Below are 12,507 nucleotides of genomic sequence, written 5' to 3'. Positions count from 1 at the left end.
CCGAGACCGCTGTTGTCCCGTGAACGTGCAGAACTGACCATGGATCACAACGACAGGGCCGTAACGGGGTTCGCCATGCTCGGCCACGCCATGTTCCACACGTACGAGCTGGTGATTCCGATCTTCGTCGTCAGCTGGCTCGAGGCGTTCTCGACGACGACCGCGTTTCTCGGTGCCGTGGTCGGCGCGAGCTACGCCCTGATCGGCGTCGGCGCGCTCCCGACGGGGCTGCTCGCCGATCGGGTCAGTTCCAAGCGACTCATCCTCTGCTGTCTGCTCGGCATGGGCGCAGCCTTCGCGATCGTCGCGGCCGCCCCGAATATCGCCGTCCTGACGGTCGGACTGGTGCTGTGGGGGGCGGCGGCGAGCCTCTACCATCCCGCGGGCCTGGCGCTGCTCAGCCGCGGAACGAAGGAACGGGGCACAGCGTTCGCGTATCACGGCGCTGCGGGCAACGTCGGCGTCGCGACCGGGCCGCTGCTCGCGGCGGTGCTGTTGGCGTTCGTCGGCTGGCGAGCCGTCGCCGCCGCGCTCCTGGTGCCGGTTCTCCTCGCGGTGGTCGTCGGGGCGCGACTCGAGTTCGACGAGACCGCGGGGAGTTCGGCGCGGGGCGCGGACGTCACCGCCACCGATCGCGAGGGACCGCACAGTCTCGCGGCGTTTCTCGCGAGTTCGCGCCGGCTGTTCACCGTCGGTTTCGGCCTCGTCTTCGCGATCGGCATCCTCTACGGCGTCTACTACCGGGCGACGTTCACCTTCCTGCCGGACATCCTGGCTGACCTGCCGCTGTTCGATCCCGTCATGTTCGCGGGCCGCTCGTTCGAGCCGAGCCAGTACGTCTACTCGGGACTCCTGCTCGTCGGCGGGATCGGCCAGTACGTCGGCGGCAAGCTCGTCGACCGCGCGCGACTCGAGACGGTGCTGGTGGGCGGCTACGCCGCACTGGTCGTCGTCGCGCTCGCGTTCGTTCCGTCGACGAACGCGGGCCTCGCCCCGCTGTTGGTCGTCGCGGGGATCCTCGGATTCCTCGTCTTCATGATCGCCCCGATCAATCAGGAGGCGATTTCGACCTACGCGCCGGCCGACGCCAGGGGACTCTCCTTCGGCTACACGTACACGGCGATCTTCGGCGTCGGTGCGGTCGGATCGTCGCTGGCCGGTCTCATCCTGACGCGATCGACCCCCGCAGCGCTGTTCGCCGTCGTCGCCGCCTGTGCCGCGGTCGCCGCGCTCGTCGGCGGGGCGCTCCGCCGCCGTTCCGGGGCCGACGTCCGGAACGGCGTCACGGCGGACGACTGACGGGCGATCGTCGTCGCTCCGTCCGGACTGGTCGGAGACCGGGTACCGGCCCGAGAGTTATCACGGGGGCCGTCGTACCGGCGGTCATGACACGAGACGACACCCTCGCCGGGGTCGACTCGCGAACCGTCGACACCGACCGCCTCGAGACCCACTATCTCGAGTCGGGCGGCAGCGGTCGGGCCGACGAGGACGGTCGAACGATCGTCTTCCTCCACGGTAACGTCTCGTCCTCGCGGTTCTTCGAAGACGTGATGGCCGAGTTGCCCGCCCGTCACCGCGCGATCGCGCCCGACCTCCGGGGGTACGGCGATTCGGAGCCGAAACCGGTCGACGCGACGAACGGGCTGGGCGACTTCGAGGGCGATATTCGCGCGCTAGTGACGGAACTGGACCTCGAGAGGCCACTCGTTCTCGCGGGCTGGTCGAACGGCGGCGGGGTCGCGATGCGGTACGCGATCGATCACCCCGGAGACGTGGCCGAGCTGGTGCTCGTCAACCCGCTCTCGCCGTACGGCTTCGGCGGGACGAAAGACACGGCGGGAACCCCGTGCTTCGACGACTACGCCGGCTCCGGCGGCGGGATCGGCAACGACGCGTTCGTCGCGGGCCTCGCGGATCGCGACCGGAGCGAGGAGGGCGAGACGTCACCGCGGAAGGTCCTGCGAACCTACTACGTCGATCCGACCCACGAGTTCGACGACGACCGCGAGGAGTCGTATCTGACGGGGATGCTCGATACGGCGACCGGCGAGGAGAACTATCCGGGTTCCTCGAAACTCAGCGACAACTGGCCCGGAATCGCCCCGGGCGAAACCGGGGTGAACAACGCGGTCTCACCGAAGTACTGCGACCTCGAGGCGATCACCGACATCGATCCCGACGACAAACCGCCCGTGCTGTGGATTCGCGGGGATTCCGACCAGATCGTCTCGAACGCCTCCCTGTTCGATCTGGGCACGCTCGGTCGCATGGGCGAACTCCGGGACTGGCCCGGCGAGGACGTCTTTCCGCCCCAGCCGATGGTCGACCAGACCCGCGCCGTCCTCGAGACCTACGCCGACCGCGGCGGCGCGTTCGAGGAAGTCGTCTTCGGGAACACGGGGCACACACCGCATCTCGAGGTGCCCGGCGACTTCCGGGATCGGCTCGAGTCCGTCCTGCGCGGCTGACGACCCCGTAGTGTGACCGCCCCGTTCCGGGAGTTCCGTCAGGAGTTCGCGTTTCGAACCGGAGGCGCGTCGTCCCGCTCCTCCTCCGCCTCGTCGGTCACACCTTCGCTGCGCATCGCCCGAAGCGTCGACAACCCGCGTTTCCGGGTCACGCCTTTCGAGATCCTGACGCCGTCGAAGGCGCCCTCCCAGTGCTCGTCGCTCGCTCCGAGGTGATCCATGTAGTACGCGAAGCCGCCGAGCCATGCCAGCACGATCGAGAGGACGAGAAAGGCGGCCACCGAGACCGACATCGACGGGCCGAGCACACCGATGCCGATCCCGGCGACGACGTAGACGAAGGCGGCGATCACCATGAGGACGGTGACCGTCGCGAACATGTCGTTGACGGCCGTCACCCGCGCGTTGTACTCGATCCACTCTCCGTAGCTCCGGAGCAGTCGCACCTCGAACCGGTCCCCGTCGGCCGCGGGATCGGCTCGAGCAGTCGCCAGCGCGACGTCGACCGCGTCGCCGTCGATGCCGCCTCTGAGGTTCGAGGCCGTGTACGTCACCCCGGCGAGCCCGGTCGAAACCAACAGGAGGAGTGCGCTGGTGACGGTAAAGAGATTGATGAAGGGCACGACGTCGAGTTCGGTCTGGACGACGATCGAACCGCCGGTGACGACCAGGCCGATCAACAGGAGGTTCGCCTTGAGGATCTCGATCGCCTTCTCGTCGATCTCCTGAATTCGGGCGACCTGATACTCGAACGTCCTCCGCAGCTCCTCGCGGGCCAGCTCGATGGTCTCCCGGTCGAGATCGGTTTCGCCGCTCGCCGTCTCCGATCCGTCCGGGTCGGTCGCCCCGTCAGTGACCTCCCGACCACTCATAGGCCACTGTTTCCCACTCGGAGTGTAAATATGCCGGGCTCCGCTTCGGGTCGGAACCCTGCCGTCCGGAGCCAACCGAGGGACCGGTGATCAGTATCGATCCGTGCACCGTTCGACCAGCCCACGAGAACGAGCGACGGTCCCGCGCCGCAATGGGACTCACCGATTTCACGCAATATCGAGCGCGTCCCGATCGGCACCCGCCAGTTCGACCAGCGCGTCGGCCTCGAGCAGGTGACACTCGCCCGGCACGACGAGCAGGTGGAGCGGGTCGCCGAAGTCCCGCTCTGCCAGTTCCGACATCGTCCCGGCCTCGACGAGCGGGTCCGGACTGCCCGCGCGGGCGACGACGACGCCCGCGAGGTCGGGGTACTCCTCGGCGAGCAACTCGGCACCGACGTCGGCGGTCATGTACTCCTCGCGTTCGGTTTTTATATCCAGGTAGACGACCGTGTGTAGTCCGTCGGCGCGGTTGTCGTCGATCGTCTCGGTCACGCTCGCGGGGAGCCCCTCGGCCCCGTGGGCGTACGGGAAGGGCAGCGTCGTCGCTTTTCCGAAGCGGTAGTTCTGCAACCCGGTCAGCGCGCTGGTGGCCGTCTGTGCGGTGACGCCGTGGATCACGCGCGTCTCGATCCCGCGGTCGTGGGCTCGCAGCCGGAGGTCGACGTGGGTCGTCGAGATCATCGTATCGCCCGCCGTGAGGAAGGCCACGTCCTCGGTCTCGGCGGCCTCGAGCATATCCTCGGGGTGTTGTTCGACGCCGGCCCGATCCCGGACGTCGATCTCGGAATCGTGGACGGACTCGAGGTCGTCGATCGTCGTCCCGATCAGTTTGCTGGTGTAGAACTCGGCGTAGACGCGGTCGGCCGCCCGAAGCGCCTCCTGGCCCTCGACGGTGATCGAGCGCTCGTCGTAGAGACCGAGGCCGATGAAGGTGAGCATGGGCGGTCTACTGCCAGCACTCGGAATACCCTTTCGAGACGGCTCACCGCTGCTCGCTTTCGGACCCGCCCGCTACTCGTCGACGATCGCGACTGCCTCGATCTCGACCAGATGCTCGGGATCGATCAACCGCTGTACTTCGACCATGCTACACGCCGGGCGAACGTCCGCGAAGAACTCGCCGTGGGCTTCTCCGACCGCTTCCCAGTCCTCGATGTCGGTCACGTAGATCCGCGTGCGGACGACATCCGCGAGCGTCGCTCCCGCCTTCTCGAGTGCGTCACCGATGATCTCGAGCGCTCGAACGGTCTGGGCGTACGGATCACCGGGCGCGACGACGGCACCGTCGTCGTCGGTCGCCGTCGTTCCCGAGACGTGTACCTGCGAGCCGGCGCGGATCGACCGGGAGTACCCGACGTTCGGTTCCCACTCGGTGCCACTCGAGACGGTTCGTCTGTCCATGTGGTTGTCCCGAAGTGGGACGCGAAAAACCCTTGCCAGACGACACGACTGCGCTCGTCTTCGACGAACGGGTGCTACGAATCAGAACCCGATGTGCGATGTCGATGTGGGACCGTCGTCGTCCTCATCGTTTCCGTCGTCGATCCCGCCCGCGTGGGCGAAGGTCGCGTCGTCGTCGGTCAGGTAGACGACGTCGTCCTCGACGCTGATCCCGACGGACGGCAGCGTCGTATCGGCCGCCTCGCCGTTGCCACAGTACCCCGAGCAGGCATCGAACATCGACCCGTGTTTCGGACAGATGAGCTGGTCGTCCCGCATCGCGACCCCGCGTCCCGTATCGAATCGCTGTGCCTCGTGGGTACAGCGGTTGATCCACGCTTCGACGCTATCCTCGCAGGGAACGAGAACAACCTCGTCGGGGTCGCCGTACTGATCTCGAATCGTGAACAGCCACGACTGTTCTTCGTGAACCGTCTCGACGGTCGTGAGGCGGGTTCGCGTACTCATCTCGACGGGCGGTACGGGCGTCGGAGTAAAAACGGTCCCGACGGCGACGCTGCCCCGACCGTTCTCACCGCTTGCGGTGGCCGCGTACGCGGCGATCTCTCAGAGAGTGAACGCGAGCGGGAGAGTCGGCTGGAACATCAGTACTATCAGACCGGCACCGAGCGAGACGAGACCGGTTCCGACGGCGACCTCCTCGCCCCAGGGTGGCAGGCGCTCTATCGTGACGACGCCCGTCAGTGCGACCATCCAGACGAGGTTCATCTCGCCGACGAAGACCATCACCAGGAAGAAGATCCCGAAAGAGGTCAGGACACAGCGGACGCCGTGATACAGTCCCTCCCGTACTCCGCGAAGGACCCCGTCCAGATGCGGCGGGACCGTAGCGCAACACGTCCGCAAGAGCGACCGTTTGAACCCCAAAAGCTGGTAGAGCCCGGTGAGAACGAGGGCACCACCGATGACGAGATGCGTGTACTCACGGGTCACGCCGTAGATACCGCCCGGGAGAACCGCTTCGTACAGGAGCGGAATACAGGCCGAGGCCATCCAGACGGCGTAGTACCCGACGAGGAACGATGCCAGCGCCCGCGCCGCGCCGACGGCCGATCCCCGATAGGCCGCGGCGTACTCCCGGGTGAACCGAGTCATCGCCGGTTGCATCATCGCCCACATCATCACGCCCCACGTGACGGTGTAGCCGGCGATAGCCTCGAACGTCCCGACGTGAAAGACGGCCCGTTCCATCGCCCCGGGTGCCGCCATCGGGATGGCAGCGTCTGTCAGCAGCCACTGCATTCCGGGCATCGGGACGGAGCCGTCGTACAGCAACAGCCACCAGATCGCGTCGAGCCCGAGCATCGCTGCGACGACCGCAGTCGTTCGATTGACGGTATTCGGAGCGAGAGCAGCCGTCCGTTCGATCGAAGACCTGAACGAGGGACTCATTCGACGTTCACTCGCCTGAGGGCGTGATGGAGTACCGATGGTAGTTCGGTGTCCGTCCGGGCCAGTGGTGTCTCTCGACGGACAGCCGAGTCGTAGTCGGCCCTCATTAGTCGCGGACGTCGTACCCGGCCTTCTCGATGGCGGCCCGTGCTCGACGTTTCGCCGACGGATCCCCGTGAATCGTCACGCGACCGGTCGACGAATCGGCATCGACCGTGCCGACGCCGGGAACGACAGTTACCGCACCGGAAATAACTATTTCACACCCCTCGCACGTCATATCTGGAACCTCGAGCGTGTATTCGTCCATTCTGCATCCGATCAACGCGTCGAAGGGGGATAAATTGATGAAATTCTGATATTTTCTGCAGTACGTAGTACGGAAGACTATACCGGGTATCGACGCTCACTCGATTTTCGATCGGGCGTATCCCGACCGTCGTATTTGATATAGCAGATATTGGTTTATACTTGGAATCGACCTCGAGCGCGATCGACGAAACGTCAGCGTTACGGCGGCTCGCCGGCCACTTCGGGTATGGAAGTGCCGTGCGTCCGCGTCGCGCCCGAACGGGGTGAAGCGACGCGTTCCACGCTCGCCGATGCGAATCTGATCGACGACGGGTACGAAATCTCCGTCGAGGACAACTGGCTCTACATCCCAGTCACCGCACCTCAGGCCGCCCGTGAAGCCGTCGGAGACGACGTCGAAATCGTCTCTCGACGGGTTCCGGAACGCGAAAGCCAGACGACGCCCGCGGATTTGCTCGCGTTCGATCCCACGTACGAGCGGCTCGGCAAAGCCGCCCTCATCGACGAGGACGACTCCGAGCGCGCGCGGGCGATCACGGATGCGATTCTCGAGTCGGACCTTCCCGTGGAGACGGTGCTGAACAAGGCCTCGAAAGTCAAAGGTGAGACGCGAGTGCGGGACTGGGAGCTGCTCGCGGGCGAGGACACGGAGGTCGTCCACCGGGAGTACGGCTGCGAGTTCCTGCTGGACCTCGCGGAGGTCTACTTCTCGCCGCGGCTCGCAACCGAGCGCCATCGGGTGGCCGAGCAGGTGGGCGGAAGCGAGGCGCACTGCGCCTCGGAAACGGCGAGCGGACAGGGCCCGCGAGCCGCGGGCGAGCACGCCTTCGACATGTTCGCCGGCGTCGGCCCCTTCGTGATTCCCTTCGCGAAACGCGGTGCGGAGTGTGTCGGCGTGGACATCAATCCCGACGCGATCGAGTACCTCCGCGAGAACGCGCACCGAAACGGGGTCGAAGACCGGGTGACCGCGATCAACGACGACGTCCGCGACGTCGCGATCGACTACGAGGACTGGGCCGACCGGATCGTGATGAACCTCCCCCACAGCGCCGACGAGTTCCTCGAGTCGGCCGTCACCCTGGCCGGCGACGACTGCACCCTCCACTACTACGATATTCAGCACGAAGACGACCCCTTCGGCCCCGGTGAACGGGCGATCCGCGCGGCCGCGGAGTCCGAGTACGACGTCACGGTGAAAAACCGACACACGGTCCGTTCGTACGCGCCACACGAGCTGAACGTCTGTCTGGACGTGCGCCTCGAGAGGTAATTGCGCGGTCGTCGCGTAACGTCTTCACACGACCGGATCGATTCGCAACCCTTATGGCCGATATCGGCCCTACGAATGAATGCGCGCCGGTGTAGCTCAGACTGGCAGAGCGAATCCTTCGTAAGGATTAGGTCGAGGGTTCAAATCCCTCCACCGGCTCTTTCTGCGACGTCGTCACGAACGGAGTGAGTGACGGCTCGAAGCGCCTTGCTGCCTCGGTGAATGAACGTGAGGTGTGAGCGAGCGACTGGCGTATTTGAATCGGGAAGCTGCTTCGCTGCGTCCGTAATTCAGATCCTCACACTGTGTCTTCTGCGGTTTCGTCACATGTGAAGCGAACCGCGACCTGAAGACTTCCTGCATCGGTGATCGGCCACGGAGTGACAGAACCAGCGGGATTAGTAACAACGGGATGACCCAGTGTTGGACAGAAACACAGGAGAATTTGTCAATCGATTATACAATCCATTGAGAGGCGGGGTCGACGTCCTAATTATAGAATACGGGTTCGTTAAATTCGTATTAGAATTCTAATCGTTTTGGATATTATTGCATTATTTGAATATAGAAACAATAGGAAAATCGTGCCGCCGTACTGCGATTATCGGAACTCGACCGAATGTGGGCCTATCGAATGAGATAAAATTCTTTACCTCAGACTATAGGACCAGTGGGTGAAACCGATCGAGCGTCTCATAGAATCGATCTCGCCCCTTCTCCCTCGAGAAATTGCCGATAAAATCGACTCCGAATGCGATATCGATATCACGGAGAGGTTCTCTGCGTCTCGTGGCTCTGCGGGGGAACGCATCAAAACCGCAATCACCGATGCTCTCTGAGATGGTGAGCCCGTCAAGGCATAGGAGTCGAATTTCGCTCACCATCTCTGTACTGGTGAGTAGAATGTCGGGTCGGGGAATTGGTGGGGAACGAACCGGTGACGGGGATCGGCTGATTACCGCCTCGACCCCCTGGTTCGACGGCCACTTACCGGGTAGCAACTTTCCCTGGGAACGTACCGAGCGAGGAGATTGCTACGACGACGGTTCGGACCGCTTCGTTTTACAGACCGTAGGGAGAAAGCCCACAGCGTTAGCCGTGGATAAATTCCGTCGGCGTACGTAGTATCTGTCCGGATCGGAGGTGACCGAGTTCCGACGAGTCTCCGAAAGCCGCGGTCCGAGTCGGGGGCGCTGGTTCGACTCGAATCCCGGACATCCGACCGGGGATCTCCTACCGTGGGAATGCCAATCTGTGACGTGTCCTGGTCTGTCACCATCAGAAACCCACGGCTGTACTCGTGTCAGGAATCAGCACTCGTTTTCGATCCGGAATAGGACGTTGGTTAGTCGACAACTCGTCCGTGATACCGTTTTCTACCGGTTCGTAGTCGCTACGCCGAAGTCCCGACAGCTGACCCTGCTATCGGTACTGCCACGAACCGCTCGAGTCCATCCGTCTCCACTCCGCGTGTCCCAGACCCATCTAATAAACCAATAGCCGCGATATAGAATGACCGACCTACCGCTCGAGTCGATCGGACTCGACTCACTCGAGCGGCCGAACGCACCTCTTTCGCCTCGGACGGGCAGTTGAGCGATTCCGGGACGAAGGGGCGGAGATCGCAGCCTGCCGAGCGAATCCTGACCAGTTGTTCTCTGGTGCGGTGTGGACCCGCGGTTCTCCCTCGTAGCGCAACTGGAGTCCGACGGTTGCTCGGCCGGAGAACTCGTTTCTCAAGACGGTTTCGACGCAGTTCTACGCGAGTAAGTCTAGGGATGCCAACTGTTTTGGCCCGTCGGATGTATCCGACTGCCATGACGGACAGGGAGCTGGTGGTAACCGTCGAGGACGTGTCGGCGTCGTACGACCACGCTGGACGACTCGAGGCCGTCGAGCTTCGGCTCTCCTACGAGACGACCCACGAGACCAGCGTCGGGAAGAAAAAAGTCACCTACGGTGCACCGTGGTTCCGGTTCGACGTCGACGGGGACGGCGTCGCTCGACTCGAGCGGCTGGAGAGCCACAGTCACGACCGTGCACACGCGGAGTTCGACGGGGCACGCGTGACGGATTTCCGGGCGATTCCGGCCGCGGTCGAGATCGTCGAGGAGATCGGCGACGTCGAGCGCGTCGAGTCAGTCGCGACGTCGGTCGAAGAGCGTATCGGGGAGATCGAGACGGTCGAGTTCGAAGCGGAATGAGGCACTCGAACGCGGTTGGCGGCTAGTAGAAGGCGGAGAGCGCGAGTCCGATGGCGAGGACGAGCGCGGGGTAATCCACACGAGAGAACTCGAGCGGTGGAAGCGTGGGATTCCACGCGAAGCACCGCGCCTGCAGTGCGAGCGAGAGCCGATCGGCGCGGTTGAACGCGCGCGTGATGCCGAGCGTCCCGATCGTGCTGGCGCGGTCGATCGCGCCGCGTTCGGTTCCCAGACGGGCGGCCATCGCCTCGCGGATCGTCCGGAGATCGCTCTGCAGCACGGGAAGGAAGCGGAAGACGAGCGCGATACCCGTGCCGAGTACCTGTCCCGGCTTTCCGGGAATCGTCCGCTGGATCGCCGCTCGAGACGCGCGCACCGGAGTCGATCTGACGTAGGCCGCGCTGACGAGCAGAATGAGGAGGACGCGGTAGCTCGCCAGCCCCGACGTGACGGCGGCGGGTCGATCGAACCACGGGGTGCCGAGGGAGAGTCCCGACAGTATCGGTGCGAGGACGAGGACGATCAGCGCGAAGCGGTAGGCGACGAGCGTGCGGCGGAGCGACACGCTCGCCGCCGCCAGCAGGAGTCCCGTCAGCACGGAGAGAACGATCAGCGCCCGCGGCGTCGGGTGTGCGAGGGCGGTCGCGGCGAACCCGATCTGGACCGCCAGCTTGCTCCGCGGGTCGAGACGGTGTGCGAGCGTCTCGTCTGGTTCGAACGTCAGCACTGGGGCATTCCCCCGTCGCGTATCGGCGGTAACGGTTCGACCATCTCGATCACTGCTCCGGAACGCGTATCTCGAGCCCGTCGAGTTCGGTCAGTGCGTGCTCGGGCGGTCCGTCGACGGCGACGCGCCCGTCTCGCATAGCGATCACGCGATCGGCGAGACCAGTCACGTCACGCAAGTCGTGGGTCGCGAGGAGGATCCCGGTTCCGTCGGCCGACAGGGACTCGAGCCGCTCGAGGACCGAGCGGCGAGCGGGCTCGTCGAGTCCGGTGAAGGGTTCGTCGAGGACGAGATGGGTGGGTTCCATCGCGAGCGCGCCCGCGATCGCGACGCGGGACTGCTCGCCCCCAGAGAGGGTGTCGATTCGGTCGTCGTCCCGGCCGGCCATGTTCACCGCCTCGAGCGCCGCGTCGACTCGGCGGTCGATCTCCTCGCGCGCCAGCCCGAGGTTTTCGGGACCGAAGGCGACGTCGGCGCCGACAGTTGCGGCGACGAACTGGTCGCGCGGGTGCTGGAACACCATTCCGACGCTCGAGCGAGCGGCGATCAGATCGTCCACGACGGGTGTACCGTCGACGAGCACGTCGCCCGAATCGGGGGTCAGCAATCCGTTGCAGTGGCGCAACAGCGTCGTCTTCCCGCTGCCGTTGGCTCCCGCGAGCAGGACGAACTCGCCGTCGCCGAGCGACAGCGAAACGTCCTCGAGCACGGCGACGTCGTCGAAGGCGTGGGAGACCGACTGGAACTCGATCATCGTCTCGTGGCGTTATGATCGAACCGGCCGAAGCCCGCCGGATCTGACGATGGCGATCGCGGCGATCATCTTGAGGATTTCGACGGGGATGAACGGGAACGCGCCGAGACTGAGGGCTTCCCAGGCACCTAGCTCGAGCAGCCAGGCCATGTACGCCGTCCCCATGCCGTAGATGACGATCGTCCCCGCGAGGAGTGCACCGACGATGACCGGGAGCCAAACCGCGGTGAGATCCCGGAGTTCCGTGCCGCGGTGGACGATGAAGCCGATCAGTGCCGCGGCGATCGGATACGACCAGAGATAGCCGCCCGAGTTCCCGACGAGCACTCCGACACCACCGTTCAGGCCGGCGAACACCGGGGCGCCGACGGCCCCCGCGGCGAGGTAGAGCACGAGCGAGACGAATCCCCAGACCGGACCGAGGACGAGTCCCGCGAGGAAGACGAACAGTACCTGTAACGTGATCGGTTCCGGCGAAAACGGTATCGGAATTGACACCGCTGCCGTCGCACCGATTAGCGCCGCGAGTAGTGCGGCTCGAGCGAACTGCCGAACGACGGTGTCGTCGACGAGATCGACGGAATTTTGCTCTGTTGCCATAGCCCCTCTCGTTCGTAAACCCGGATGAAGACTTCGGTTTCCGAGATTTACGCCAGTATTATTGACGTTTTCTCCGAAGTGGGGTCGCTCGCGTCGACACACTCGAGTCCGGGACGAAACAGTGTGATTCCTTCCAGCGTCGAGGACAGTCTCGACTCCGGTCTGCTGGTTCGGGATCGTACTTTCCGGGCTTCTTCCGGTCGTCTACGGTCGCACTTCGTCGAACGGGCGGAGTAAGAGCGTATTGTCTCGGATCGGTAACTGAAACGACCGGCGGTCTTATAGACCGATTCCGCCCCGTGTGGGAAAATGCGATTCCGTAGTGTGAAGGGTGGCGGTTCGAGGTACAACGAGGCAAAATCAGGGCTCCGAAGAGGAGACCGGAGGTGGGTATCCGGAGAGTGGGTGCGTGACGGACGAGGTGCTCGGAAACGGTCT

Annotated in this window: 13 protein-coding genes and 1 tRNA gene; 5 read left to right on the top strand and 9 right to left on the bottom strand. The window is 64.4% G+C overall.

Annotation, left to right across the window (positions count from 1 at the left end; translation table 11 throughout):
- Window positions 1-39 precede the first annotated feature (39 nt).
- Together NDI89_RS00575 and NDI89_RS00570 are read left to right on the top strand one after the other, a co-directional pair.
- Complete coding sequence (locus NDI89_RS00575; RefSeq protein WP_277519527.1) at window positions 40-1,299, top strand: MFS transporter; 1,260 nt, start codon at window positions 40-42, stop codon at window positions 1,297-1,299.
- 86 nt (window positions 1,300-1,385) lie between these two features.
- Window positions 1,386-2,471: an alpha/beta fold hydrolase gene (locus tag NDI89_RS00570; RefSeq protein ID WP_277519526.1), complete on the top strand. Its 1,086-nt coding sequence runs from the start codon at window positions 1,386-1,388 to the stop codon at window positions 2,469-2,471.
- Between the two features lie 38 nt (window positions 2,472-2,509).
- Here the strand turns inward: NDI89_RS00570 and NDI89_RS00565 are convergent, their stop codons facing one another.
- The 6 genes from NDI89_RS00565 to NDI89_RS00540 form a co-directional block, all read right to left on the bottom strand.
- Complete coding sequence (locus NDI89_RS00565; protein WP_277519525.1) at window positions 2,510-3,343, bottom strand: hypothetical protein; 834 nt, start codon at window positions 3,341-3,343, stop codon at window positions 2,510-2,512.
- A 168-nt stretch (window positions 3,344-3,511) separates the two neighbouring features.
- Window positions 3,512-4,285 carry a diphthine synthase gene (gene dph5 / locus NDI89_RS00560; protein ID WP_277519524.1) on the bottom strand — a complete coding sequence of 258 codons (774 nt, stop codon included), beginning with the start codon at window positions 4,283-4,285 and terminating at the stop codon, window positions 3,512-3,514.
- A gap of 72 nt (window positions 4,286-4,357) precedes the next feature.
- Window positions 4,358-4,747, bottom strand: a complete 390-nt coding sequence (locus NDI89_RS00555; RefSeq protein WP_277519523.1) for a RidA family protein — start codon at window positions 4,745-4,747, stop codon at window positions 4,358-4,360.
- Window positions 4,748-4,828: 81 nt separating this feature from the next.
- A complete protein-coding gene (locus NDI89_RS00550; RefSeq protein ID WP_277519522.1) occupies window positions 4,829-5,254 on the bottom strand; it encodes a Rieske (2Fe-2S) protein in 426 nt (141 codons plus the stop codon).
- Between the two features lie 99 nt (window positions 5,255-5,353).
- Complete coding sequence (locus tag NDI89_RS00545; RefSeq protein WP_277519521.1) at window positions 5,354-6,199, bottom strand: DUF2182 domain-containing protein; 846 nt, start codon at window positions 6,197-6,199, stop codon at window positions 5,354-5,356.
- A gap of 106 nt (window positions 6,200-6,305) precedes the next feature.
- On the bottom strand, window positions 6,306-6,509 hold the full coding sequence (locus tag NDI89_RS00540; protein ID WP_277519520.1) for a heavy-metal-associated domain-containing protein: 204 nt from the start codon (window positions 6,507-6,509) through the stop codon (window positions 6,306-6,308).
- Window positions 6,510-6,737: 228 nt separating this feature from the next.
- On the opposite strand from NDI89_RS00540, the gene NDI89_RS00535 reads away from it, so the two are divergent.
- The 3 genes from NDI89_RS00535 to NDI89_RS00525 all read left to right on the top strand — a co-directional run bounded on the left by NDI89_RS00535 (window position 6,738) and on the right by NDI89_RS00525 (window position 9,988).
- Window positions 6,738-7,784, top strand: coding sequence for a class I SAM-dependent methyltransferase (locus NDI89_RS00535; RefSeq protein WP_277519519.1), 1,047 nt, complete (start codon window positions 6,738-6,740; stop codon window positions 7,782-7,784).
- A gap of 85 nt (window positions 7,785-7,869) precedes the next feature.
- A tRNA-Thr gene (locus NDI89_RS00530) sits at window positions 7,870-7,943 on the top strand.
- A 1,658-nt stretch (window positions 7,944-9,601) separates the two neighbouring features.
- A complete protein-coding gene (locus NDI89_RS00525) occupies window positions 9,602-9,988 on the top strand; it encodes a hypothetical protein (protein WP_277519518.1) in 387 nt (128 codons plus the stop codon).
- Window positions 9,989-10,010: 22 nt separating this feature from the next.
- On the opposite strand, the gene NDI89_RS00520 is transcribed toward NDI89_RS00525, so the two are convergent.
- The 3 genes from NDI89_RS00520 to NDI89_RS00510 are packed head-to-tail and all read right to left on the bottom strand — an operon-like array spanning window position 10,011 to window position 12,069.
- Window positions 10,011-10,715 carry an energy-coupling factor transporter transmembrane component T family protein gene (locus NDI89_RS00520; protein WP_277519517.1) on the bottom strand — a complete coding sequence of 235 codons (705 nt, stop codon included), beginning with the start codon at window positions 10,713-10,715 and terminating at the stop codon, window positions 10,011-10,013.
- Between the two features lie 49 nt (window positions 10,716-10,764).
- Window positions 10,765-11,469 carry an energy-coupling factor ABC transporter ATP-binding protein gene (locus NDI89_RS00515; RefSeq protein WP_277519515.1) on the bottom strand — a complete coding sequence of 235 codons (705 nt, stop codon included), beginning with the start codon at window positions 11,467-11,469 and terminating at the stop codon, window positions 10,765-10,767.
- Between the two features lie 12 nt (window positions 11,470-11,481).
- Complete coding sequence (locus tag NDI89_RS00510) at window positions 11,482-12,069, bottom strand: biotin transporter BioY (protein ID WP_277519513.1); 588 nt, start codon at window positions 12,067-12,069, stop codon at window positions 11,482-11,484.
- Between the last annotated feature and the right edge of the window lie 438 nt (window positions 12,070-12,507).

The sequence above is a fragment of the Natrinema salsiterrestre genome, from assembly GCF_029502005.1.
Lineage (GTDB): Archaea > Halobacteriota > Halobacteria > Halobacteriales > Natrialbaceae > Natrinema > Natrinema salsiterrestre.
This window is presented reverse-complemented; position numbering and strand designations above follow the sequence as displayed.

Coding starts and splice junctions, on each gene's coding strand:
- NDI89_RS00515 (WP_277519515.1), bottom strand. CDS start 11,469: ATGATCGAGTTCCAGTCGGTCTCCCACGCCTTCGACGACGTCGCCGTG.
- NDI89_RS00570 (WP_277519526.1), top strand. CDS start 1,386: ATGACACGAGACGACACCCTCGCCGGGGTCGACTCGCGAACCGTCGAC.
- NDI89_RS00545 (WP_277519521.1), bottom strand. CDS start 6,199: ATGAGTCCCTCGTTCAGGTCTTCGATCGAACGGACGGCTGCTCTCGCT.
- NDI89_RS00555 (WP_277519523.1), bottom strand. CDS start 4,747: ATGGACAGACGAACCGTCTCGAGTGGCACCGAGTGGGAACCGAACGTC.
- NDI89_RS00540 (WP_277519520.1), bottom strand. CDS start 6,509: ATGGACGAATACACGCTCGAGGTTCCAGATATGACGTGCGAGGGGTGT.
- NDI89_RS00575 (WP_277519527.1), top strand. CDS start 40: ATGGATCACAACGACAGGGCCGTAACGGGGTTCGCCATGCTCGGCCAC.
- NDI89_RS00510 (WP_277519513.1), bottom strand. CDS start 12,069: ATGGCAACAGAGCAAAATTCCGTCGATCTCGTCGACGACACCGTCGTT.
- NDI89_RS00550 (WP_277519522.1), bottom strand. CDS start 5,254: ATGAGTACGCGAACCCGCCTCACGACCGTCGAGACGGTTCACGAAGAA.
- dph5 (WP_277519524.1), bottom strand. CDS start 4,285: ATGCTCACCTTCATCGGCCTCGGTCTCTACGACGAGCGCTCGATCACC.
- NDI89_RS00525 (WP_277519518.1), top strand. CDS start 9,602: ATGACGGACAGGGAGCTGGTGGTAACCGTCGAGGACGTGTCGGCGTCG.
- NDI89_RS00535 (WP_277519519.1), top strand. CDS start 6,738: ATGGAAGTGCCGTGCGTCCGCGTCGCGCCCGAACGGGGTGAAGCGACG.
- NDI89_RS00565 (WP_277519525.1), bottom strand. CDS start 3,343: ATGAGTGGTCGGGAGGTCACTGACGGGGCGACCGACCCGGACGGATCG.